This window comes from Aliiroseovarius conchicola (assembly GCF_041403445.1).
In the GTDB taxonomy this organism is placed as follows: Bacteria; Pseudomonadota; Alphaproteobacteria; order Rhodobacterales; family Rhodobacteraceae; genus Aliiroseovarius; species Aliiroseovarius conchicola.
Genome location: NZ_JBGEHL010000003.1, coordinates 240,935 through 264,954 on the forward strand (window position 1 = coordinate 240,935; position 24,020 = coordinate 264,954).

The following is a 24,020-nucleotide window of genomic DNA, read 5'->3' on the forward strand; positions in this document are numbered from 1 at the left end:
CTGGCCTAGACCGCCAGTAGCGCCGATGAAGGCCGAATTTCGCCCGTGTTCAATCCCGCAAAGTTCAGAACATCGGGGTTCAACCGCTGTTTCACCAGGGGATCGGCGGGATCAAGAACACCAAGCTTCACCAGAAGCGCCGCAATCACGCATTCCGATCCCCGCGTCACGCCATCGCTCATCTTCAGGGCGACACCAAGTTCCTGCTCTGGCAGAATTGCGACGTAAAACCCTTCGGCGCCACCTTTGATCGCGACCTTGCCTGCCCCGGCGCGCATCAGATCCGTGCAGGCCCGTGTCTCTCCCGCCACCAATTCGGGATGCAGCATCATCGCCTCACGCAAGCGGACAGCCGCACGCGCACGCGCATCGCCATCGCCGCGGGCAGCAGCAAATCCAGCCATCGCCCGCCCCATCCCCGCCAGCGAAACAGCAAAATTCGGAGCCGAGCAACCGTCAATGCCGAAGCCGGAACTGTCCTCGCCTGCCATGTCTTCTATCGCGGCACGGGCTGCTTTTTGCACCGGATGGTCGGGATTCGTGTACTCAACCCCACCGCCAAGGTGCTTATTCAGTGTTAAGAACCCAGCATGCTTCCCCGAGCAATTGTTGTGAATACGGCAGGGGCTGTCGTCAGTCTTGATCAATCCAACCTTTGCTGGCTTGTCATCGGGCCATTGCGGTCCGCACAAAAGATCATCATTGCCAAGCCCCAGATCAGACAACCAGCGGGTCACACGATCCGTGTGAATGGCCGCACCCTGGTGGCTTGCACAAGCCAGCGCCAACTGCTCGGTCGACAGTCCAGCCTGATCTGCGGCCCCACTTTCCACCAGTGGCAAAGCTTGCAACATCTTAGCCGACGATCGCGGTAGGATCACTTTGTCGGGGTCACCCCAAGCCTCGACCACATCGCCTTTTGCGTTGCAAATCACCGCGTGCCCAAGATGCTCGCTTTCCAAGAATTCGCCGCGCCAAACTTCGACAAGGCTTTGCGGTTGAGACATTGGGGGATCCTTTCGTGTTGAAACGCGCGAAAATCCGCCGCAGGGGCTTTTAATACATGCCTGTTTCGCGCTAAACTCTTGGCACAGACTTGGAAACGACCCAAGCGCAACAGTCAAGGGCCGCGTTAGACGGTTGGGACACGCAAGGGCTTGAGGCAGAGGCAGCTGGAGGCTGTGTTAGACATGAAACGTATGATTTCAGGCGCAATATGCGCACTGGGCCTGTCGTTCGCAGCGACGGGTGTTTTCGCTCAGGAAAGCTCAAACAGGGTGGCGGCAAACACGGACTGGAGCGTGTTTGTCGAAGACAACCCCACCGAATGTTGGAGCGTCTCGAGCCCGAAAGAGACCGTGAACACCAAAAATGGGCGGGCCGTCGCCGTGAAACGGGGCGATATCCTGTTGTTTGTCAGCTACCGCCCCGGTGCAAAGGTAAAAGGCGAGGTGTCGTTCACCGGTGGCTATCCATTTGCCAACGGATCGACAGTCGGGCTTCAGATCGGGGACAGCACATTCCAATTGTTCACCGACGGTGAATGGGCGTGGGCAGCGTCGCCAGCCGATGACGCAAAGATCATCGCAGCAATGAAGCGCGGTGCAAAGGCCGTTGCAAACGCCCAAAGTGCACGCGGCACCAAGACCCAAGATTCGTTCAGCCTTTTGGGTTTTACTGCTGCGGTGGACGAAGCAGCCAAACGTTGTAGCGGCTAATACCTTCGCAAGACTGAAAACGTAGCGCGCCATGGTGAAATCCATGGCGTGACAACCTATATCCGTTGCTCTATAGACTGTCGCCTTGCACAGAATGGAACGCGCCATGGAACCCACAGCTCCGATCACACAGGATGTCATGACCATCCCCCGCAAAACCGATGAGGGTGGCAGACGCAACCTTGTTGGGATGACCCGTGATCAATTGCGCGAGGCGCTGATCTCGGTCGGGACCCCTGAAAAGCAGGCCAAGATGCGGACTGGTCAGGTTTGGCAGTGGATATACCAGTGGGGTGTGCGCGACTTTGACGTGATGACGAATCTTGCAAAGTCTTATCGCGCGCTGTTGGCCGAACATTTTGTTATCGAAATTCCCGAGGTCGTGACCCGCAAGGTCTCGGAAGACGGCACCCGCAAGTACTTGGTTCGCATTGCAGGCGGTCATGAAGTCGAGGTCGTTTATATCCCCGAAGAAGGCCGCGGGACGCTTTGCATCAGTTCACAAGTCGGCTGCACGTTGACCTGTTCCTTTTGTCACACTGGCACCCAGAAACTGGTGCGCAACCTGACATCGGCAGAAATTGTCGGCCAGATTATGATGGCCCGCGACGATTTGGACGAATGGCCAGAACCCGGCGCGCCCAAGGACGAAACGCGCCTTTTGTCGAACATTGTTCTCATGGGTATGGGCGAGCCGCTTTATAACTTTGACAATGTGCGCGATGCGATGAACATCGCGATGGACGCTGAAGGTATTCAGTTGTCGCGCCGCCGGATCACTCTATCGACCTCCGGCGTGGTGCCGGAAATCGCCCGCACAGCTGACGAAATTGGCTGCTTGTTGGCGATCAGCTTTCACGCCACGACTGACGAGGTGCGTGACAAGCTGGTGCCGATTAACAAACGCTGGAACATCGAAGAGCTGCTGGGCGCATTGGCCGCTTATCCAAAAGTCTCTAACAGCGAACGCATCACCTTTGAATACGTGATGCTGGACGGTGTGAACGACACAGATGAAGACGCTTATCGCCTGATTGAGCATATCAAACGCCACAACATTCCCGCAAAAATCAACCTGATCCCATTCAATGAGTGGCCTGGTGCGCCTTACAAGCGGTCTTCCAACAACCGCATCCACTCTTTTGCCAACATCATCTACCAAGCAGGGTATGCCAGCCCCATCCGCAAACCGCGTGGCGAGGATATTATGGCGGCGTGTGGGCAGCTTAAATCCGCAACCGAACGGGCGCGAAAATCGAAGCGCCAAATAGAAGCAGACGCTGGGTTGAGATGAGGTTGCCGGTCGATCTACTGCGGCAACCTCGATCAAATAACTGCCCGGCTTTAGCATTGGCAGAAAATTAGGTGGTCATCGCTTTGGCTTCGAACCCGCGCAAGAATAGCCGGGCGGGAATACGGCTTGGATGATCGCGGTCTGCTAGTTCCGGGAAGAGCGTAATCAGCTCCTCATACGTGGCTGTGTCTGCGCTAGTCTGATGATCACCGACAAAATAGCTTTCTGCGGGCGCATTGTTTGCAAATACAACCTGATGGCGGTCAAACATTATGTGGTAGTAGGTGACGCGCTCGACCGGCACACGGCGTATTGTACGGTCGTTGCACATAAGGGTCGCCGCACACAGCGCCTCGGGCTCACCAATCATAAGTTCGCACCGCCATCCAGAGATTAGCATGCGGTGCTGGGCCGAGACATATAACGGCGCATCGTTCCCGATTGCACCCGTATCAAAGCGCACCGGAGCAAACCGACCTTCGCCCGGCACAGATTGTGCACTAATCCAACGTATGGGTTGCGGTCCGTCATCCAAAGTGTCCACCCGTTGACCGACGACGAGGTCTTCGACAGCGACCGGTCCAGAAGGTGTGCGAATTAATGTGCCTTGTGCAAAACACGCAATAGAGATGTTGCCTTCTGCGACGCTAAGATAGGTTATGACGGCGCCGCTGGGCAGCGTAATGCTGCCATCCAAGCTTCCGGGGCTGAACGGCGAAAACGTTGAACCGGCAGGCAGTACCATCGAATCGTTGCCGTTACCTGCGTTGACGAAAGACGTGTTTTCACCAACGAAGATTGTGTCCGCGCCACCCCCGCCAATCAGGTTGCCCGAGCTTGTACCCGCGATCAGAGTATCTGCCCCACCACCGCCGTTCAGTTCGTCGTTGCCCCCGCCGCCGATTAGCGTGTCATTGCCACTTCCACCGCGGATTTGGTTGTCGCCAGTACCACCAATCAGGACATCATCGCCGCCTCGTCCACGGATGGTGCCACCATCTGCACCGCTATCGGTAAAGGTGTCATCCCCGGTTCCGCCCCGATACCCGAAGCTGTCCAATCCAACTGACCCGCTGACATCGGTATCTGCGTTGTTCGCACGGTACGCCACGAAGTTGCTGAATGATCCGCCGCCAAGATCGGCGTCGGTAAAACTTGTCACAGTTCCGGTGGAGGTGTCGGTAATCGAAATACCCGAACCCGTCATAGTAATTTCATACGCGTCGCCAACGCCGGTGGCGTTGAACGTGCTGTTATCCTCGACATTTAGTCCGGCCCAGAACGCCGGGTCGAGCACGTCAGCCGTTGATGGCGCAATGAAAACTGGCATAAGGTTTCGCGGTTTCGAGTTTGTAGATCAATCCATAGAAGAATCGCCCGACAAGGGCCTGCAAAGCAAGCCCATCTTGAATTTACCTTATTTTCCTAACCATATCAGGCTGGGTGTCGATGTAATCTAAACAATTCAAAGCACATTAGAGCCAATCATCAGGCTTTTGATCATCGCCCTGGCAGCTCCTCTCGCGCCTCGAAGCTGGGCCAGTTATCAATCGCATCCACAGCGTCTTGTGCGGTTTCGACGAATTTGAACAGGTCAAGATCCTCGGCGCTAATGGTGCCTGCATCCGACAGGGCATCCCAGTTTACGATCTTGGTCCAGAAATCTTTGCCAAACAGCAAGATCGGTACCTTCTTCATGCGACCGGTCTGAATCAAGGTCAGGCTTTCGAAAAGCTCATCCAACGTGCCAAACCCGCCGGGGAAGATGGCGATTGCCTCAGCCCGCATCAGGAAATGCATCTTGCGGATCGCGAAATAGTGGAAGTTGAAGCACAGATCGGGCGTCACATATTCGTTCGGTGCCTGTTCGTGCGGCAACACAATATTTAAGCCTATGGACACACCACCTGCGTCCAATGCACCTCGGTTGCCGGCCTCCATCACACCGGGGCCTCCGCCAGTTACGACCACGTTTTCGCGGTGATTGTTCACTTTCGAACGCAAGGTCATCAGACGTGCAAACTCGCGCGCTTCATCATAGAACCGCGACAGGTCAGCCAACGTCTTTGTGCGGGCGCTGTCCTTTTTTGAGGGCTCTGGAATACGCGCGCCCCCGAACAGAACAACCGTGCTTTCGACACCATATTCCTGCATCAACAGTTCTGGCTTCATCAGTTCCAATTGCCAGCGAACCGGGCGAAGTTCGTCGCGACACATGAAGTCCTGATCATCGTAGGCCAGCTTGTAGGCTGGCGCACGTGTTTGCGGCGTATCAGGTATGTGGTGCGCGGCTTCGCGGTCTTGATGGCTGTCACGGAACGGGTGGTTGCGGTCGTCTTTCATCTCACTAATCCTGTCACTAATGCGTTCACCTAAGTGCTAGCGTCTTTGAACACGAAGAACCAGTGCCGCTTTTTCACCTCTGTGCGAGGGTTTTGCGACGCATTGAGCACCAACAGGGGCGCTAACGCGCATCGGCAACGCCGCATTTCGTTGCACAAAAAGGTCGTGGGGCGTATAGCCCTTTCGCAACACATAACCTTCACGGAGCCGTCAAATATGTCGAACGCCCAACTCGAAGCCGCCATCGAAGCCGCCTGGGAGGCGCGCGACACAATTACTCCAACGACCTCAGGGGAAACCCGTGAAGCCATCGAAGACACGCTGAACGCGTTAGACAGTGGCACATTACGCGTGGCCGAACCCCGTGAAAACGGCGATTGGCATGTGAACCAATGGGCCAAGAAGGCCGTTCTTCTTTCCTTCCGTCTAAACGATATGGAACCCATTTCCGGCGGTAACGGAGACACGACCTGGTGGGACAAAGTGCCATCCAAATTCGATGGCTGGGGCGACAATCAATGGCGCGCGGCTGGTTTTCGCGCTGTGCCCGGCTCCATTGTCCGCCGCTCGGCCTATATCGCGCCTGGCGTAGTTCTGATGCCATCCTTTGTGAATATCGGCGCCTATGTTGGCGAAGGCTCAATGGTTGACGGTTGGGCCACCGTCGGTTCATGCGCCCAGATCGGCAAAAACGTGCACCTGTCAGGTGGTGTTGGCATCGGCGGTGTCTTGGAACCGATGCAAGCTGGCCCGACCATCATCGAAGATAACTGCTTCATTGGCGCGCGTTCGGAAGTCGTGGAAGGCTGCATCGTGCGCGAAGGATCGGTCCTTGGTATGGGTGTCTTTATCGGCCAATCAACCAAAATCGTCGACCGTGAAACTGGTGAAGTCATGTATGGCGAGGTGCCGCCGTACTCGGTCGTCGTGGCAGGCTCGATGCCATCAAAGAACGGGATCAACCTGTACTGCGCCGTCATCGTGAAGCGCGTTGACGAAAGAACACGCTCGAAAACAGGTATCAACGAGTTATTGCGCGACTAAAGAGCGATAGGCAAAGCAACTAGCGGGAGCCAAACCAGCGGACAGACAAGTCGCGGTAGGCTCCCGTTTCAATCAACCGAAGCAAAGCAACGTTGATCTCTTCACGCAACGGGCTGCCAGCAGGAAGCGCTATCCCGTAGTTTTCAGGCTGGAAGACACTGTTCAGCATCTGGCCGGACCACGCACCGTCATTCTGCACGTAGTGTGACAGGATCGGACCGTCAAAGACGACAGCATCCAATTCGCCCTCCTCGAACGAGGCGACCAGTTCACCGAATGACGCGAAATCGATGTGGTTCACTCCGCGATCCGTTAGGAATCTGGCGGCAGTAGAACCTTCGGTGGTGCCCACGCGCTTCCCGTCAAGATCGGTGACGGAATGGATCGACCCAGAGATCGCATCAACGGTGATCTTGGCCGTAATATGCGCCACAAAGACCGAGACGATAAACAAGCTCGAGATCACGAGGATCGTACCAAAGAACCGGCCGAAAGCTGATCGCGGCATGCGCTCTTCGAACCCGCCATTCACCACCAGATTTAGCGCCCACCAGAACGAAGGGAACATCGCCTCGCGCGCCGAAAGGTCAAAATAAGGCTGCCTGCCGCGTTCAACGGCCCACATCAGCATCCCGCCACCAAACAAAATGGCGAAAGCTGCGAGGATCGCTAGGGCGATATCCCAGCTAAACAGCGTCCGCCAGACGCTGATCTGCCCCTGCCCGGCCGGCACCATAATCTGAAGGCCGCCGCTATAGATCGGCTGTGTAAAATCCATCCGTGCTTCGCGGTCACGCGTAATCGAGATATTGGCGATCGCGCCATCTACACCACCACCCTCGACCAGTTTCAGCATGTCGGGAAAGTTCTGGGTCAGTTCAAAATCGATGGACAGGTTCATCTCAAACGCAATCGCACGCATCAGTTCGATGCTGAAGCCCGTGATCTCACCGTCTTCCACAATGGAAAACGGCGGTCGTTCGATCGTCGCAAAGGTCAGGTTGCGATCCTGCGCCATCAAAGTGCCAAGGCTTGCCCAAAGCAGCAGTGCGGCCACGACAAGCCGTGGTGTCGATCTTGAATCAAACATGTTTCATCCCCAGAAGCACCGCTTCGAATATACTGAAGGATGTGTCATGCCAAGACATACATATTGCAACTTGCGCTTTCGCGGCACATCTGCCACGCAACATCTATGAGCAAACCCACCAAAATAAAGAAACCTCATCAGGTCTATACCCTGCTGGTTGAGGTCGGCCGCAAGGATGGTGATGGACTGCCCGACGGGGCCTCTGGTGCCGCGCTGGTCTGTTACGCATCGGGTGTGGACGAAGCAGAAGCCGTTCGTGAGACAGTCGCCATCTTGAAGCAGGCTGATCTGGCTCCGCTAGACGTAAACGGATACGGCAGCTTGGACGAACGGTTGGCCGAAGGCCATGACATCCCTGGTGAAGAACGCAAGTTGATGGGCCGTGCGCTCAAGGAAAACAGCGTCATCGTGGCACAGATGACCCCGTTCTTTGAGGAAGACGACGCGTGAGCGCTGTTTTCTGGGACCTCGACGGCACGCTGACCGACCCAAAGCCGGGCATTACCGGCAGTGTGATCAAATCGCTTGAGGAACTGGGCCTTCCGACCCCGACCCCGGACGAGCTTGAATGGGTCATCGGACCCGCACTTGTATGGAGCTTTGAACGTCTGGGGGTCTCAGACCCCGAAGTCGCACTAGAGCTTTACCGCAAGTACTATACCCTTCAAGGCGGGATGTATGATTGCGCGGTCTATGACGGCATCCAAGCCGCATTGGCCAGCGTCTACGTGCATCATCCAATGTATATCGCAACGGCCAAACCCCATGCCTATGCCCGCAAAATCACGCAGCATTTTGAACTGTCGCGATACATGAAGGACGAGTTCGGACCCGAACTTGACGGCACGCGCAACGACAAGGGCGAATTGTTGGCTTATGCGCTGGCCCAGACAACTCATGATCCCGCGAAATGCGTGATGATCGGGGATCGCCACTATGACATGCGGGCCGCTCGCGCGGTGGGCATGCAGTTCATATCCATGGGGTGGGGGTATGGTGGGACCGACGATATGTCCGACGCTGATGCCCATGTGATAGCGCCCAGCGAATTGCCGGGCGTTATCAAACAGCTGATCGGGTAAATCGCGGGGCTACTGCGTCCGCACGATGGTCTGAAAACTGTCCGGTAGTGATGCGTCGGTTTCGATCAACGCCGTCAAAGGAATATCGAACACCGCACTTTTGCCATCCGGCGACAGTGTGCCATTGGTCTCGACAATCTCGGCACCCTTGATGGTCATGTGAATGCGGTGGCCCAGCATCGCTTCGCGGAAGGCCGCAAGCATTGTCGGCTCCATCCCTGTATCGGCGGCGGCCTGCTTCAACTGGACCAAATCAAAGGACAACTTGATGAATGGGCCATCCAATCGCTCGACGGTCACGCCCTGATTGGGATTCACACCATTCTGTTCCGCATGATTTTGCCGTTCGTCTTCAAGTTTGACTATTAAGTTATCGATCGTATCGGTCTCTTCAATCAGACAGGTATAGGTCCCGTCACCCAACTGCTGCCCGACGCCATCCTTGCAAGGATCTTCGCCCCTGCTGGCAATCATCCCATAGAGCTCCGGCCCCATAGAGACCTTGCTGGACATCGTGGCGGTCTCGTCGTCGTGTAGATCGAATGTAAGATCGGCGTCAAAACAGGCGGAAAGAGGCAGTATCAGTATTAGAAACAAGAGTTTTTTCATCTCGGGCTCCACGGTGGGCTAAGGATTTGCGCCAAGGTTAGAGCAGCCAGTGCACAGCGTCCAGCGCCTCCCGACGTGCTGATGGACCGCCGCCAATTGCAGTGCCCACCCCAACACTTTACAGAGGTTCAAAAGGAGCTTTCTTATGCCTGACACACCCCACACGCCCGTTGACCCGGTGGCTCTGACCCAAAGTCTGGTGCGCTGCGCCTCGGTCACGCCGAACGAAGGTGGGGCGCTGGTCTTGTTGGAGGAGCTCTTGTCCAACGCAGGCTTTAGCTGCACGCGAGTTGACCGGGGCGGGGTGTCCAATCTTTTTGCCCGTTGGGGATCACGCAACGCACGCACACTGGGCTTTAACGGCCATACGGATGTGGTGCCGGTGGGGGATCAAGATGCTTGGACAGTCGATCCTTTTGGTGCCGAAATCCGGGATGGGTATCTTTATGGTCGGGGGGCGACGGACATGAAGTCGGGGGTCGCCGCATGGGTTGCCGCTGCGGTCGATTTCGTTGCCGATGCACCCGAAGATGCTTCGCTTGTGATCACCATAACAGGTGACGAAGAAGGCGACGCCACAGATGGGACCACTGCGATCCTTGATTGGATGACCGAGGCGGGCGAGAAAATGAACGATTGCGTTGTCGGCGAACCCACCTGCCCTGACACGATGGGTGAGATGATGAAGATCGGGCGACGCGGGTCGATGACGGCCTTTTTCGCCGCTCGCGGCGTGCAGGGCCACTCTGCGTATCCTCATCGCGCTCTAAACCCGGTGCCGGCGCTGGCGCGACTTGTTGCTGACATCTCTGCCCATGAACTGGATCGGGGCACTGACCATTTCGACGCCTCGACCATCGCCGTGACCACGTTTGATACGGGAAACCCTGCTAACAATGTGATCCCCGCTGAATGCCGTGCGACGGTGAATATCCGCTTCAACGATTCACACAGCTCAGAAGAGTTGATCACGTGGCTGCAAGCCGAAGCCGCGCGCGTGGGTGATGCCACGGGTGTGGACATCGAAATGACAACGAAAGTGTCTGGTGAAAGCTTCGTAACGCCGCCCGGGCCCCTCTCCCGACTCATTGCCGACGCGGCCGAGTCCGAGACCGGCTTACGCCCCAAAGCTTCAACCACCGGCGGCACGTCTGACGCCCGGTTCGTTAAGAACATCTGCCCTGTGGTGGAATTTGGCCTCGTCGGCAAAACTATGCACGAGGTTGATGAGCGAGTCGAAGTGACACAAATTCCCCAGCTCAAGTCGATCTATGCCCGCATCATCAGGGATTATTTCGCATGAGCCAGCTTCCCACGAAACAGCAAGTCCTCGATTGGATTTCTGAAAACCCCACCCAGACCAGCAAGCGCGACATTGCGCGCGCGTTTGGCATCAAGGGCGCGACCAGAATCGACCTGAAACGTCTGCTAAAAGAGCTTGAAGCCGAAGGGCATCTTTCCAAGCGTGGCAAGACCTATCGCGATCCCGACAAGCTGCCACCGGTCTCGGTCCTGCGAGTTGAAGCGCCAGACGCCGATGGCGATCTTTATGCCAGTCCTATGGAATGGGCCGGTGACGGTGCTGCGCCCCGTGCCATTCTTGTGATGAAAAGTTCTGACCCCGCATTGGAGCCCGGCGAGCGTATTCTGGCTCGGATGACCGAAGTTCAGGACGAACCGTATGCCTATGAGGCGCGCCTAATCCGACGTATCGGCACCAACCCGATCCGTATTCTGGGTGTCTTTCGCAAGGGGTCAGAAGGTGGGCGGATCGTGCCTGTCGATAAGGGGCAGGATAAGGAATGGCTGGTGGATCCGGGCGCGGACGAAGGGGCCAAGGACGGTGAACTGGTCGAAGCGCAGCAATCTGGTCCGAAATCCCGTATGGGCCTACCGCGCGCGCGGATCGTTGCCCGGCTGGGCGATCCAACTGCCGCGCGTGCGGCCAGCCTGATCGCCATTCATCAGCACGGCATCCCGGACGCCTTTCCCGATGATGTGATCGCCGAGGCCGACGCCCAGAAACCGGCAGGTTTGAAAGGTCGCGATGACTTGCGGGATCTGCCCTTGGTCACCATCGATCCGGCTGATGCCCGCGATCACGATGACGCTGTCTATGCGCATACCGATGACAACCCCAAGAACCCCGGTGGTCATGTGGTCTGGGTCGCCATTGCCGATGTCGCCCACTATGTAACGCCCAACTCGTCACTGGATGCCGAGGCAAGGCGTCGTGGCAATTCGACCTACTTCCCTGATCGCGTGGTGCCAATGCTACCCGCCCGGCTATCGGGCGATCTGTGCAGCCTGCACGAAGGCGTACCACGCGCCTGTATCGCCGTACGCATGGTGCTGAGCGCGCAGGGACAAAAGATCAGCCACAGCTTTGTACGCGGGTTGATGAAATCGCATGCTTCGCTGAACTACGCAGAGGTGCAGGCGGCACAAGACGGTCAGCCAAACGAAAAATGTGCGCCCTTGATGGACGAGGTGATCGCGCCGCTCTATGCCGCTTACGAAGCCGCCAAACTGGCGCGGGCCTCGCGTCAGCCTTTGGACTTGGACCTGCCTGAACGCAAAATCGTTCTGGACGACGACGGCAAGGTTAACTCTGTCGCGTTTGCCGACCGATTTGACGCCCACCGTTTGATTGAAGAGTTCATGATCCTCGCCAATGTGGCAGCCGCCGAAGAGCTGACGCGTTTGAAACGCCCACTTCTGTTCCGTATCCACGAAGAACCCAGCGCCCAAAAACTTGAAGCACTGCGCGAAGTCGCCGAGGCTTCAGGCTTTACACTGGCCAAGGGTCAGGTGCTCAAAACGCGGCACTTGAACCATTTGTTGTCGCAAGCACGCGACACCGAGTTTGACGAACTGGTCAATCTGTCCACGCTTCGGTCAATGTCACAGGCCTATTACTTTCACGAAAACTTTGGTCACTTTGGATTGGCACTCGGGTCATATGCTCACTTCACATCGCCGATCCGTCGATATTCCGACCTGATCGTACACCGCGCGCTGGTCTCGGGCCACGGCTGGGGCAACGACGGGCTCTCCCCCGAGGACATTGAACGACTAGAGGCGACAGCAAAGCACATCTCGGAGACCGAGCGCCGTTCAATGGTGGCTGAGCGCGACACCAATGACCGCTACCTGGCATCCTTCTTAGCAGAGCGGGTTGGAAACGAGTTCGGCGGCCGCGTCTCGGGCATCGCCCGGTTCGGATTGTTTGTCAAACTGGATGAGACAGGGGCCGACGGCCTTGTTCCGATCCGATCCGTTGGTGATGAATATTTCCGCCATGAGAAAGAAGAACAGCTACTTATTGGCGAAAAGTCAGGACTTGTGATCGGGCTGGGACAACGTGTCACAGTCCGGTTGGACGAAGCAGTTCCGACCACAGGCGGCCTGATCCTGCACCTATTGGACATCGAGGGGCGGAAAGTCAGACAAGCGCGCAATCGTGGTGTGGGGAAGTCTGCGCCACGAAAACCCATGACAAGCAAACGAAAATCGGCAAAGTTGAAAAAGAAAGTAAAACGGTCCCGGCGGTAATTGTGTTCTGTTGTCCGGGCAACGAGGTAAGTGTTCGTGCTAAACAGTACAGAGTTTGAGAAAAGTTTTCTTGAGTGGCGGCAACAATTCAAATCAGAGGCGATTGCCGCTGGCGTCATGGAACGGACGATGGAGCTTTATGCAAGCCATCTACGCCAAGACGTAAGGATACTGGACAAACAGTCCAGCCAGTCTGAATTTATCCTGACGATCACAGACTATATGGATAGGGTGATCACCGATAAGCGGGTGCGCAAGGGGCGCGCTTGTTTCCGGTCCAATCGGCAGCTGCTAAACCGGATTTCTTCCCAGTATAACGTCGACGCGCAAATCATACTCGCCCTGTGGGGAGTGGAAACCGACTATGGGCGAACCCGCGGCGATTGGCCGGTTCTTACAAGTCTGGCGACTTTGGCGCATGGCGGACATCGCGCGGACTTCTTCAAAGATGAATTGATTGCCGCGCTGAAGATCCTCGAAGCCGGAGACACAGCCGCGGCTGCCATGGTTGGGTCTTGGGCCGGTGCCATGGGACATGGCCAGTTCATGCCCTCCAGTTTTCAGCGCTTTGCCGTTGACAATGATGGCGACGGTCGACGCGATATTTGGGGAGACGACCCTGAGGACGGACTGGCCTCGATCGCGAACTACCTGGCACAACACGGATGGCGAACAAGCAAACCCGCTAGTTGCGAGATCGTGCTGCCCGCATCCTTTGATCACAGCCAATCCGGCCGCGAGAACCGATTGCCCGTCCGCGATTGGGTGGCCCAAGGCGTACTACTGGCTGAAGGCAGCCCCATCCCTGATTATGGGCGCAGTTCGGTGCTGATCCCATCTGGCGCATCCGGGCCAGCATTCATGGTGTTTGATAATTTCGACGTACTGCTGAGTTACAACCGTGTCGACAGTTATGCGATCGCAACGGCACATTTGGCTGATCGACTGCAAGGCGGTAGACCTGTCAAGGCGCGATGCCCCACCGACCTTAAAGCGTTGAGCAGGGACGAGATGCGAGAGCTACAAGACCTGTTGACCCAGAAGGGGCACGATGCCCAAGGGGCTGACGGGTTCAGCGGCCCCAACACGGTGCGCGCCCTAAAAAGCTATCAAAAGGCTCATGGGCTACCGACCGATGGCTTTGGATCGTCGGCAATGTTGGAACATTTACGCAGTCAGTCTGCATAGGTCGAAGGGCGTGAGTGTCAGCCTGACGTCCTATTCAAACTCCATTTCCGTATAGACCTGACCAGCATTTTTTGTGGCAAGCTCATCAAATGTGTCATGATGCGAATAGGGAGTTTGATCGACATAGTAGGCATCTTCGAGAGTGCCGCCATTGTCCAGCAATGTGCCCACTTCTGTTCTGAGATGCTCAATGTATCCGATTGTGTGATCTCTAACTTGCGCCATATTGGTGGGATAGCCGTGGCCGGGGATCACATAGGTCGCGCCCAGTGGGGCAAAGGCTGTCCTCCACGTCTCGATCCAACAACTGGTACAGGTGTCTTCGAAGATGGGCGGTATACGGTTGTGAAACGCCATATCTCCCGCGATGATCAACCCCTCATCGGGTAGCCAAACCTGAATGTCGCCGGGGCTGTGGGCCAGGCCGGAATAGAGCACCTCGATATGTTTGTCGCCCATATTGATCACCTGTTTGTCGGTGAATGTTTGGGTTGGACCCATCGGATCAGTGCCATCGGCGTTTTCTCGGGCATAGCGTTTCATGCCTTCGAATATCTGGCCCGCGTATTCTTCGAACTCATGGGCCGCGTCTTCGTGAGCAAGAATATCGACGCCTTGTTCGATCCAGTAGTTGTTACCCAACATGGCATGGCCCTGCCCATTTTCATTGATCACGAGCTTAGCCGGCTGGTCGGTAATCTCTTTGATCTCGGCATGGAGCGCTTCGGCAAGTTTGTAGTTGGCCCCGGCATTCACCACGATGACACCGTCACCGGTTACAATGAAACTAAGGTTGTTGTTGTGACCAGCGTTTTCATATGTCGGAGGGGCAGTTGCACCAATCGCAGACCACACATCGGGGATGACTTCGACCGGCTTTTCGTAAAGCACCGAGCCGGGATACTGGTCGGCGATGTCTTCATCGGCCAGAGCCGCGGTGCCGAGAACGAAAAAGGCTGCGAGAGTGGCGCGAAACATGAGACCTCCAACATTGTGATAAACACACAATGTCACATTCGAATATGTATATCTAGGGGCGAGACAGGAACATCCCAATTCTCGCTCTTTCGCACATAAAAGAAGAGCTTTAGGCGCGAGCGCTTTCGGCTGCGGCCCGAAGCGCGCGGATATTTTCGCCATAGACCCCAGGTTGGTCTACCGAGCCACCTTTGAAGACCGCTGACCCAGCTACAAGCACGTCTGCCCCTGCCTCGGCCACAAGTGGTGCGGTTTCGGTGGTCACGCCTCCGTCAATCTGAATATGGATCGGCCGGTCGCCAATCATCTGGCGTAGGCTGCGGGTTTTCTCGACGCCCGAGTGGATGAATTTCTGCCCACCAAAACCCGGATTGACCGTCATAATCAGGACCATATCCACAAGGTCCAGCACATGTTCGATACTGTCGAGCGGGGTTCCAGGATTAAGGCTGACACCCGCCATCACACCTTGCGCCTTGATGGCTTGCAAAGTGCGGTGAATGTGAGGACCCGCTTCCACATGGGCAGTGATCATATCCGCACCCGCTTCGGCATAGGCTTCGATATAGGGGTCAACAGGTGCGATCATCAGGTGAACGTCCATGAAGGTCTTCACATGCGGGCGGAACGCTTTCACGGCCGGAGGACCGAAGGTGAGGTTGGGCACGAAATGGCCGTCCATCACATCCACATGGACCCAGTCGGCGCCCTCTGCCTCGATCGCCTGAATTTCCTGACCAAAATTGGCAAAATCAGCGGAAAGGATTGAAGGGGCGATCTTGATAGAACGGTCAAATGTCATGTGGAGGCTCCCGCAGCGGTATGTTGCGGGTCTTATAGACTGATTTTTGCGATTGCGAAGGAAGAATTATGGGTGATTGCAGCAAAGACTTAGTCGCTTTCACCAACACCGTACCAATCATCGGTGACAGCGCACCCTTCCCCACGAAGACACTTGATCATACCATCCAATGTTTCTTGATCAGGGTTTATGTAAACGCCGAGGTTGCAAGCATTGTCGTTGAAAATCTCAAACCGCTCCCGTTTCTTGTGGATGAGCACAAGCACGTTTTCCGCCAAAAATTCGCAAGAAACAGTATCGCATCTGGACGTAACTGATACCGGAGCCTCGAACCTGTTTATAAAGCCCTCCTGCGACAAACTCTTCCCGCGCAGATAGCCCTTCAGATAGTAGTGATCCCGATATATTTTGCTTTTCACAGTTTTACTTGGGTCAATTTCTAATTTTCCATGAACAATGAAGCGAACAGGGTCTTTTGTTCCGTCAGTATCTGGGCTGTTCAGGATCGCGTGTAGGAGCGCAATCGGATCATGAATAGGACAATATCGAGCTTGCGCGGATTTCGGGGTCGCAAACATCAGGCAGAGAATTACAAACCCGATGCGAACCATCGTTTTGAGCTGAAGAAATTCGTTGTTCACTAAGGAATTATCTTTCAGGCAGATCTGCATTACAGCGTTTTCCCTGCATACAGGCCGTTACCCTTTTCAAGGTGTCCTTGTCGGGATCGGCGAAGGCGAAGCCGCCACAAGGATTGACCGCAAGCGTATAGGTGCCGTTCACGCGTTTGAGATATGTCAGGTACCGCCCCTCGGTCAGGCTCGCACACCAAGGGCCTGCGCATTGGACATTGATAGTGATGTCGCGTGTAAAATCGTTCGTGAACCCTTTGCGGGTTAGGCTTTTGCCTCTGATCTTGCCCGGCAGGATATTGTCGGGTTGCACCGCCATTTGATCGCTCCAATCGACCTTGGGCAACTTGCGTTTGTCGAAGCTCAGCTCTCCGACCACCACCACATAATCTTCATCGGCCGTCGCCGCATCTTTGAACGCAGCAATGGCATTGTAGGGCATGCAAGACAGCGCCAGCGCGGTTTGGGGGATGACGAGCGACAAAAACAAAACCAACACACGCATTACAGATACTCCTGAAAACCTTCCACAACCTTAGCATAAATCTCGCGTTTGAAGGGGACAATATTGGCGACCACGGCGTCCGGATCCATCCATTGCCAGTGACTGAATTCAGGGTGTTCTGTCTGGATGTTCACCTGATCATCCTGCCCGTGAAAACGCATCAGATACCAGCGTTGTTTTTGCCCGCGGAAGCGACCCTTCCAGATACGCCCAACAAGGTCATGAGGCAGGTCATAGGGCAACCAATCGGGCAATTCGGCCTCGATTGTGACGAGGTCTTCGGTAACCCCCGTTTCTTCCCAAAGCTCGCGCAGTGCCGCGTCTTTCGGGTCTTCGCCTTCGTCCACCCCGCCCTGAGGCATTTGCCATGCGGCAGCGGTGCCCAGCTTGGGTGCATCAAGGCGTTGACCCGTGAAGACCTTGCCCTGCCCATTGACCAACATAATACCGGCGCAGGGGCGATAGGGCAGTTTTGCGATGTCATCCGGTGTCATATAAGCCTCGACGTGTTGGGGGAGCGCCAGTCATAGAAAGGGCCGGCCGTAAGGCCAGCCCTTTTATCTGTTGTTGCAGGTCTACTGTGCTTGCGCTTGCTGCTCGACCTGATCGGTTTGAACAATGGTCGCAAGGCCTTTGATCAGGTCAACGGCATAGGACAGCTGGAAGTCTTCGATGCGCAGCTTGGCGGCTTCTTCTGCTGCCTCGCGCTCTTCTTCGATCTGGCGCTGTTCATCTTCTGTCAGACTGTCATTATTCAGGCTGCCGCGCAGGTCTGCTTCGGTACGCTGGGCGCGGGTGTTTTCTTCCTCATCTTCCGATTCCGGCGCGCGTGGCGGTTGCTCAACCACGATGTCGGGCGAAACACCCAAAGCTTGAATGGACCGGCCCGACGGGGTGTAGTACCGCGCCGTAGTCAGGCGCATCGCCCCTTCAGACGGCAGTGGCATGACAGTTTGTACTGACCCCTTGCCGAAGCTTTTGGTGCCAACAACGATGGCGCGGCGATGGTCTTGCAATGCACCCGCCACAATTTCCGAGGCCGAGGCAGAGCCGCCATTGATCAGCACCACGATGGGCTTGCCATCCGCAAGGTCGCCTGCTTCCGCGTTAACGCGTTCGCTTTCGCCCGGGGTACGACCACGAGTGGACACGATCTCTCCGTTCTCCAGGAACGCGTCCGATATGGCGATGGCCTGATTCAGCAGGCCACCCGGATTGTTGCGCAGGTCAAGAACAAAGCCTTCGACATTCTCTATGCCGCCCAACGCTTCGACCTCTTTTGCCAGACCTTCGGACATGTTGTCGTAAGTTTGATCGTTGAAGGTTGTCACGCGCAGGACCACGGTGTCGCCGACGGTCCGTGCCGTAGCGGCCGTCAGTTTGATCGTGTCGCGAATGATCGAAACATCAAAGGGTTCGTCAACACCCTCACGGACCACGGTTACAATGATCTCGGACCCGACCGGGCCGCGCATCTGTTTGACGGCATCATCCAGCGTCAGGCCCATTAGGCTCTCACCATCCACGTGGGTGATGAAATCGCCTGCTTCGATGCCCGCATCATCGGCAGGCGTGCCATCCATCGGCGACACAACGCGCACAAAGCCATCTTCTTGTGTGACTTCGATCCCCAGACCACCAAATGACCCGCGCGTCTGAACCCGCATTGCATCCGCATCGCGTGGCGACAGATAGCTAGAGTGTGGGTCAAGCGAGGTGAGCATCCCATCAATGGCGGCTTCGACCAGATCGGCAGGGTCGACCTCTTCGACATACTGGGCGCGGATACGCTCGAAAATGTCACCAAACAGATCAAGCTGCTCATAAACGGTGGTGTTTTTCGAGGCATCCTGCGCAAGCAAAGGCCCCGCGACCTGCGTGGTTAAGACCGCGCCTGCCAATGTGCCTCCGAGTGCTGCCATCACGAATTTCTTCATCGCATTCAATCCTTGCCTGCCGCGAACCACTTAGCGGGATCAACGGGCGTTCCATTCATTCTTAGCTCTATATAGAGCGTTTCCGAGCGTTCTGCGCCAGTTCCTTCCTCCGCAGCGATCAAAAACGCTTGATCATCGCTGATTTCGGAGCCACCCATCAGCCCAATAGGGGCATCTTTGGGCAGAACCTCGCCGATTTCACCGTAAAGCTGGCCCATCCCGGCCAGTACCATCAGATAGCCATCTTCTGGCTCGACGATAGCGACATTGCCATAATCCAGCAGGGGGCCAAGATAACGGATCGTCGCAGGCCAGGGTGTGGTGACAATTGCCAAGGGCCGCGTTGCCACCACAAATCCGGGGCGGCGCACCCCAGCGGCATCTGCTTCGTCGAAGCGGCGGATCATCTCGCCCAACACCGGCATATCAAGCCGCCCTTGTATGCTGGCAAAGCTTTGGGGGGCTGTGACGCCGCTTGCCGGGACTGGTTCTGACATAAGACCAGACGCAAAGCTTTCGAGCGTATCAGAACTTTCAACAAGCGTCTGCATACGCGCATCATCCGTCACGAAACGGCGCGGCAACTCGGTGCGGCGCGCTATAGCAAGGCTGAGTTCGAAACGCGCATCCTGAGCGCCTTCCAGACCGTTCTTCAACGTCTCAACCGCGCTTTCTTGAAGGGCGCGCAAAGTCTGCAGCTCTTCCAACTGGCTGCGGAGCGTTTCGGCCTGCCCTTGCAAAGCGGGCGCCACGTCCGACAAAATCATCCCGGACCGCGCGGTTCCAACCGGGCCAGACGGGTGCACAAGCAAGGATGGTTCGGGGGCGCGTTCGATGGTTTGAAGAACACCCAACAGGCGAGACAAGCGCCCTTGCTCTGCTGACAATGCACCTTGGATGGTTGCCTCACGCAGGTTTGCTTGCCGCAAACCATCCCGCAACGAAGACAACCCATCCTCGTACGCCTGCACGGTCTGGGTCAGCGCTGCGATCCGATCGCTGGATTTCTGCGCCTCGGCCAACGCCAACGTGGCTTTGTCCAGCGCCACCATGGCGGCGCGCGCGGCCTCGGTCGGATCGGATTGGGCGAATGCGGGTGCGCCTAGGCCAAGTGCCAGGCCAAATATCCCCGCAATAAGGGGCTGGGAGACTTGGGCAGACCTCACCGGCGGATCAGGCTTTCGCCTGTCATTTCTACGGGTTTCTCCAACCCCATCAACTCCAGCAAAGTTGGCGCCAAATCCGCCAGCCGCCCCGAAGCGAGTTTGGCGCCTTCCGGCCCGCCGAACAGGGCCACTGGAACAAGATTGGTTGTGTGCGCTGTATGCGGACCACCGGTGTCGGGGTCAACCATGGTTTCGCAATTGCCGTGATCAGCGGTGACAATCATCGCACCCCCGACCTCTTTTAACGCAGCAATCACCCGGCCCAATCCCTTGTCGACAGCCTCGCAGGCCGCAATCGCGGCGTCTAAATCGCCGGTGTGTCCAACCATGTCTGGGTTGGCATAGTTGGTGACGATCAGATCGTAGCGATCATGAATTGCCTCGACAAAATGCTCGGTCACTTCAGGCGCCGACATTTCAGGCTGAAGGTCATAGGTCGCTACCTTGGGGGATGCTGCCATATAGCGGACCTCGCCCTCGACCGGTGCCTCTTTGCCGCCATTCAGGAAGAACGTGACATGAGGGTATTTCTCGGTCTCGGCCGTGTGGAACTGGGTTTTGCCATGCTTGGCCACCCATTCTGCCAACGTGTTCTTGATATCGCGTTTGGGGAAACACGTGGACATATAGGCGTTGTGGCCATCGGAATACTCCACCATGCCCAGCATGGTTGAAAGCTTGGGGCGCGGGCCAGTGTCGAACTCGGCAAACTCGGGTTCACCAATGGCGCGCAAGATTTCGCGCGCGCGGTCAGCGCGGAAGTTTATGAAGAAAAGGCCGTCGCCGTCTTTCATACCCGAATAGTCACCGATCGTAGCAGGAAGGATGAACTCGTCCGTTTGCCCTGCGGCATAGGCGTCCTCAATCGCAGCATCGGCCGACAGAGCCGCTGCCCCCTGCCCTTTGACCATAACGTCATAGGCACTGCTAACGCGTTCCCAGCGATTGTCGCGATCCATCGCAAAATAGCGACCGACCACTGTCGCGACCTGCGCTCCTTTAGGCAAGGCAGCCTCAAACTCCGCAACCTGTTCGCGGGCCGAGCTGGGGGCCACATCGCGTCCATCGGTGATGGCGTGAATTGCGACCTGAAGACCGACACCCGTCAACACCTGCGCCGCGGCCACCATATGATCCTGATGGCTATGCACGCCACCAGGGCTAACAAGCCCTGCAAGATGAGCCGTACCGCCCGCAGCCTTCACCTTGTTGGCAAACTCATGCAGCGCGCTGTTCTGCGAAAACGAGCCATCCTCGATCGCCAAATCAATCTGCCCCAAATCCATCGCAACCACGCGACCCGCACCGATATTGGTGTGCCCTACCTCGGAATTGCCCATCTGCCCTGTGGGCAGACCCACATCCGGCCCATGCGTGATCAAAGTGTTGTTCGGACAGGTGGCCATCAGCGCGTCAAAATTGGGCGTGTTGGCCAACGCCGGCGCGTTTGCTTCACGCATGTCGCGCAAACCCCAACCGTCAAGAATACACAGAACAACGGGCTTGGGCGTGGTCATGGGCGGGGGGTCCTTTTGCTGCTCAGGCTATATCTATGGGTTTGCCGGGGCGGGTGCAACGTGCCTGAACGTGGTCCGGAAAATTGGAACGCTGACATTACATCCGATGGTAAGGGCTACCCGCCAAAATGGAAGCGGCGCGATAGAGTTGCTCGGACAGCATCACGCGGACCAGCATGTGGGGCCAGACCATTCTGCCGAAGGACAGGCTGGTATCAGCTTTTGCGCGCAAGGCGGGGTCAATGCCGTCCGCGCCTCCGATCACAAAGGCAATGTCGCTGCGACCGTCGTCGCGCCAGCGACCGAGCAGGCCCGCGAAATCGGGCGAAGACATCACTTTGCCGCGTTCGTCCAGCGTGCAGATCAATGCACCTTTGGGAATGGCACGTTCCAACAGAGGGGCTTCGGCAGACATGCCGCCACCCTTCTTGTCTTCAACTTCATGGATGGAAACGGGGCCGAGGCCCAGCGCGCGCCCGGTTCTGTCAAACCGGGTCACGTAGTCATCGATCAACTCGCGTTCAGGTCCGCCGCGCAGGCGTCCGACTGCGCAGATATGAACCTTCATCGCGTTGCAACCTCAGAAAATCAGCTAGATGCGCCGGATGCGCCGGGCTCCAACCACATTTTCTCAAGCTGATAGAACTCGCGCACTTCCGGGCGGAACACATGGACGATGACGTCACCTGCGTCGATCAGAACCCAATCGCCCTGATCTTTGCCTTCTACCTTTGAGAAGACGCCCATTTCCTGCTTAAGCTTTTCAGTCAGCTTTTCAGAGATCGCGGCGACCTGACGGGTCGAGCGACCAGAGCACACGACCATATGATCGGCAATCTCTGATTTGCCGCGCAAATCAATGACCACCACATCTTCGGCCTTGTCATCTTCTAGTGAGCTGAGAACGCGCGTCAGCATATCATCGCTGACGTTCTTTTTAGGGGCTGCCGTCATTGCGGGTTTCCCTGCGGACGCATCATTCGCGACCTCTGTTTGCGGAGACAGGACATTGTCCTCCTATCAAATCGCGCCGATCCGCCCCGGCGCTGGGCACATGTGAATCGTAGCATCAGATGGGGGTGATCTCAATCGCCGTCAAGCCCTGTCCTGCATCGGGTATGTAAATGGGTCACGCATCGCCGAAATGGGCGTGTTCCGGACGATCCAGCATCTTAACTTCACGCTGCGGGAATGGGATCGAGATGCCGTTTTCTTGAAACGCATCCCACAGGGACAGATAAACATTGCCCCGAATGTTGGTCAGCCCGCCGGTCGGGTCGTCAATCCAGAACCGTAGGATGTAATCGACCGAGCTGTCACCGAACCCAACGATGTGACAAACGGGTGGACGAAAACTAAGGACACGGCTGACGTTCGACGCAGCCTCAATCGCGATCTTGCGCACTTTATGCGGATCGTCGTGATAGGCGGTCCCAAAGAAAATATCGAGCCGAACGAATGAATTGGTGTGCGACCAGTTCACCACCTGGCCTGTAATCAGGTCTTCGTTCGGGATCAGGTATTCACGTCCATCGCGCGTCACAACCGAGACATAACGGGCACCCAGTTGCTGGATCCAGCCAAACGTCTCGCCCAGTGAAATCACGTCGCCCGGCTTGATCGACTTGTCGAGCAGAATGATGACGCCCGACACGAGGTTCGAGACCACTTTCTGCAGGCCGAAACCAAGGCCGAGACCAATTGCGCCCGACAGGAAGGCGAGGCCGGTTAAATCGACTCCGATGACTTTCAAACCGATAAAAAACGCAGCGCCATACAGAAGTAGTTGCAGGAACTTTACTGCCAACACCTGCATCGAGGGCGAAATGTCATCATTACTACGTATCTTTTCGGCAGACCCTCGACTAAACATCCGAGCCAGCGCGAACAGGGCCGCTGTGACCACCACGGCGCTCAAGATATCCAACAAAGAGATGCGGAAATCACCGGCCGAAATGGCAAGCTTGTCCAACACCTCGCCTATTTCATCGGTTATCCCAAGGTAGTAGAGCGTCACATAGATCAATAGCCCCCACTTTGTCATTCGTCGCAGGAAACGATTCTCGACGATGGCTGAGGCGAACCCAACAAAGACCCAAGCTGTCGCAAGAGTGCAGATCGCGGCGATCAGATATGATCGGGATGGCCAAGTGACTTCGCGCATCACCGCTACGGTGAACCACGCCAAGATCACAAATATAAGCATTGGGACACGCCGACGCGCTTGGATCGCATATCGCAACCGCCGCTTTGACCAACCTTCACGGGTCCTTAGCCAATTGTCGATCTTGGGATCCATCAATTTGGCGGCCAACCAGCCAATGACTGCAAGCGCCACGATTATGGCCACCTGATAAAGCCGCCAAGTCTGCCCCAGGCTCATGATGAATGACCAGCCCTCTTCCCACAAAGGGATTAACGGGTCGCGCAAGCCAACAATTGTATCGCTGGCGATGTCCGGCAAGTTATCGGCTATCGTGTCTTTATTTGCGGTGGCGGCCACATTGTCCTGTGGCGTGTTCTCAGGCTCCATATGCAGACTTTTGCACGCAGGTCGCGG

At 56.4% G+C, this 24,020-nt stretch carries 24 protein-coding genes; 8 read left to right on the forward strand and 16 right to left on the reverse strand.

Features of this window, described 5'->3' with window-relative positions; translation table 11 throughout:
* Positions 1 to 5 precede the first annotated feature (5 nt).
* A complete protein-coding gene (locus V6N04_RS06845; RefSeq protein WP_371169396.1) occupies positions 6 to 1,007 on the reverse strand; it encodes an asparaginase in 1,002 nt (333 codons plus the stop codon).
* Positions 1,008 to 1,199: 192 nt separating this feature from the next.
* Between V6N04_RS06845 and V6N04_RS06850 the strand changes: the two genes are divergently transcribed.
* Positions 1,200 to 1,718, forward strand: coding sequence for an invasion associated locus B family protein (locus V6N04_RS06850; RefSeq protein ID WP_371169645.1), 519 nt, complete (start codon positions 1,200 to 1,202; stop codon positions 1,716 to 1,718).
* A gap of 106 nt (positions 1,719 to 1,824) precedes the next feature.
* Positions 1,825 to 3,012: a dual-specificity RNA methyltransferase RlmN gene (gene rlmN, locus V6N04_RS06855; RefSeq protein WP_371169397.1), complete on the forward strand. Its 1,188-nt coding sequence runs from the start codon at positions 1,825 to 1,827 to the stop codon at positions 3,010 to 3,012.
* 67 nt (positions 3,013 to 3,079) lie between these two features.
* Here the strand turns inward: rlmN and V6N04_RS06860 are convergent, their stop codons facing one another.
* Positions 3,080 to 4,342, reverse strand: a complete 1,263-nt coding sequence (locus tag V6N04_RS06860; protein ID WP_371169398.1) for a Hint domain-containing protein — start codon at positions 4,340 to 4,342, stop codon at positions 3,080 to 3,082.
* Between the two features lie 170 nt (positions 4,343 to 4,512).
* Positions 4,513 to 5,355 carry an LOG family protein gene (locus tag V6N04_RS06865; protein WP_371169399.1) on the reverse strand — a complete coding sequence of 281 codons (843 nt, stop codon included), beginning with the start codon at positions 5,353 to 5,355 and terminating at the stop codon, positions 4,513 to 4,515.
* Between the two features lie 216 nt (positions 5,356 to 5,571).
* On the opposite strand from V6N04_RS06865, the gene dapD reads away from it, so the two are divergent.
* Positions 5,572 to 6,399, forward strand: a complete 828-nt coding sequence (dapD, locus tag V6N04_RS06870; protein ID WP_371169400.1) for a 2,3,4,5-tetrahydropyridine-2,6-dicarboxylate N-succinyltransferase — start codon at positions 5,572 to 5,574, stop codon at positions 6,397 to 6,399.
* A gap of 19 nt (positions 6,400 to 6,418) precedes the next feature.
* Here the strand turns inward: dapD and V6N04_RS06875 are convergent, their stop codons facing one another.
* On the reverse strand, positions 6,419 to 7,489 hold the full coding sequence (locus V6N04_RS06875; RefSeq protein WP_371169401.1) for a transporter substrate-binding domain-containing protein: 1,071 nt from the start codon (positions 7,487 to 7,489) through the stop codon (positions 6,419 to 6,421).
* Positions 7,490 to 7,594: 105 nt separating this feature from the next.
* Between V6N04_RS06875 and V6N04_RS06880 the strand changes: the two genes are divergently transcribed.
* A complete protein-coding gene (locus V6N04_RS06880) occupies positions 7,595 to 7,939 on the forward strand; it encodes a hypothetical protein (protein WP_371169402.1) in 345 nt (114 codons plus the stop codon).
* Positions 7,936 to 8,571 (forward strand): HAD hydrolase-like protein, encoded by a 636-nt coding sequence (locus V6N04_RS06885; RefSeq protein ID WP_371169403.1) that lies wholly within the window; start codon positions 7,936 to 7,938, stop codon positions 8,569 to 8,571. The genes V6N04_RS06880 and V6N04_RS06885 overlap by 4 nt, the downstream gene beginning before the upstream one ends.
* Before the next feature lie 9 nt (positions 8,572 to 8,580).
* On the opposite strand, the gene V6N04_RS06890 is transcribed toward V6N04_RS06885, so the two are convergent.
* Positions 8,581 to 9,180 carry a hypothetical protein gene (locus V6N04_RS06890; RefSeq protein ID WP_371169404.1) on the reverse strand — a complete coding sequence of 200 codons (600 nt, stop codon included), beginning with the start codon at positions 9,178 to 9,180 and terminating at the stop codon, positions 8,581 to 8,583.
* A gap of 145 nt (positions 9,181 to 9,325) precedes the next feature.
* Between V6N04_RS06890 and dapE the strand changes: the two genes are divergently transcribed.
* Genes dapE through V6N04_RS06905 form a run of 3 tightly spaced genes read left to right on the forward strand, consistent with a single transcriptional unit; the run spans position 9,326 to position 13,923 of the window.
* Positions 9,326 to 10,483: a succinyl-diaminopimelate desuccinylase gene (gene dapE, locus V6N04_RS06895; RefSeq protein WP_371169405.1), complete on the forward strand. Its 1,158-nt coding sequence runs from the start codon at positions 9,326 to 9,328 to the stop codon at positions 10,481 to 10,483.
* Positions 10,480 to 12,735, forward strand: coding sequence for a ribonuclease R (gene rnr, locus V6N04_RS06900; RefSeq protein WP_371169406.1), 2,256 nt, complete (start codon positions 10,480 to 10,482; stop codon positions 12,733 to 12,735). Before dapE ends, rnr begins: the two co-directional genes overlap by 4 nt.
* Positions 12,736 to 12,771: 36 nt before the next feature.
* A complete protein-coding gene (locus tag V6N04_RS06905; protein ID WP_371169407.1) occupies positions 12,772 to 13,923 on the forward strand; it encodes a lytic murein transglycosylase in 1,152 nt (383 codons plus the stop codon).
* Positions 13,924 to 13,953: 30 nt separating this feature from the next.
* On the opposite strand, the gene V6N04_RS06910 is transcribed toward V6N04_RS06905, so the two are convergent.
* The 11 genes from V6N04_RS06910 to V6N04_RS06960 all read right to left on the reverse strand — a co-directional run bounded on the left by V6N04_RS06910 (position 13,954) and on the right by V6N04_RS06960 (position 23,993).
* Positions 13,954 to 14,901, reverse strand: coding sequence for an MBL fold metallo-hydrolase (locus V6N04_RS06910; protein WP_371169408.1), 948 nt, complete (start codon positions 14,899 to 14,901; stop codon positions 13,954 to 13,956).
* 109 nt (positions 14,902 to 15,010) lie between these two features.
* Positions 15,011 to 15,703, reverse strand: a complete 693-nt coding sequence (gene rpe / locus V6N04_RS06915) for a ribulose-phosphate 3-epimerase (protein ID WP_371169409.1) — start codon at positions 15,701 to 15,703, stop codon at positions 15,011 to 15,013.
* Between the two features lie 89 nt (positions 15,704 to 15,792).
* Entirely contained in the window at positions 15,793 to 16,374 is a 582-nt protein-coding gene (locus tag V6N04_RS06920) for a hypothetical protein (protein ID WP_371169410.1), read from the reverse strand.
* A complete protein-coding gene (locus V6N04_RS06925; protein ID WP_371169411.1) occupies positions 16,352 to 16,840 on the reverse strand; it encodes a hypothetical protein in 489 nt (162 codons plus the stop codon). The genes V6N04_RS06920 and V6N04_RS06925 overlap by 23 nt, the downstream gene beginning before the upstream one ends.
* Positions 16,840 to 17,334, reverse strand: a complete 495-nt coding sequence (locus tag V6N04_RS06930; protein ID WP_371169412.1) for an RNA pyrophosphohydrolase — start codon at positions 17,332 to 17,334, stop codon at positions 16,840 to 16,842. Before V6N04_RS06930 ends, V6N04_RS06925 begins: the two co-directional genes overlap by 1 nt.
* Before the next feature lie 81 nt (positions 17,335 to 17,415).
* Positions 17,416 to 18,777 (reverse strand): S41 family peptidase, encoded by a 1,362-nt coding sequence (locus tag V6N04_RS06935; RefSeq protein WP_371169413.1) that lies wholly within the window; start codon positions 18,775 to 18,777, stop codon positions 17,416 to 17,418.
* Positions 18,778 to 18,782: 5 nt separating this feature from the next.
* Positions 18,783 to 19,943 carry a murein hydrolase activator EnvC family protein gene (locus V6N04_RS06940; protein WP_371169414.1) on the reverse strand — a complete coding sequence of 387 codons (1,161 nt, stop codon included), beginning with the start codon at positions 19,941 to 19,943 and terminating at the stop codon, positions 18,783 to 18,785.
* Positions 19,940 to 21,460: a 2,3-bisphosphoglycerate-independent phosphoglycerate mutase gene (gene gpmI / locus V6N04_RS06945; protein WP_371169415.1), complete on the reverse strand. Its 1,521-nt coding sequence runs from the start codon at positions 21,458 to 21,460 to the stop codon at positions 19,940 to 19,942. The genes V6N04_RS06940 and gpmI overlap by 4 nt, the downstream gene beginning before the upstream one ends.
* Before the next feature lie 97 nt (positions 21,461 to 21,557).
* Complete coding sequence (gene rlmH / locus V6N04_RS06950; protein ID WP_371169416.1) at positions 21,558 to 22,028, reverse strand: 23S rRNA (pseudouridine(1915)-N(3))-methyltransferase RlmH; 471 nt, start codon at positions 22,026 to 22,028, stop codon at positions 21,558 to 21,560.
* A gap of 20 nt (positions 22,029 to 22,048) precedes the next feature.
* Positions 22,049 to 22,414 (reverse strand): ribosome silencing factor, encoded by a 366-nt coding sequence (rsfS, locus tag V6N04_RS06955; protein ID WP_371169417.1) that lies wholly within the window; start codon positions 22,412 to 22,414, stop codon positions 22,049 to 22,051.
* A 175-nt stretch (positions 22,415 to 22,589) separates the two neighbouring features.
* The gene (locus V6N04_RS06960; protein WP_371169418.1) at positions 22,590 to 23,993 is read right to left on the reverse strand and encodes a mechanosensitive ion channel family protein; all 1,404 of its coding nucleotides are present in this window, start codon (positions 23,991 to 23,993) and stop codon (positions 22,590 to 22,592) included.
* Positions 23,994 to 24,020 lie beyond the last annotated feature (27 nt).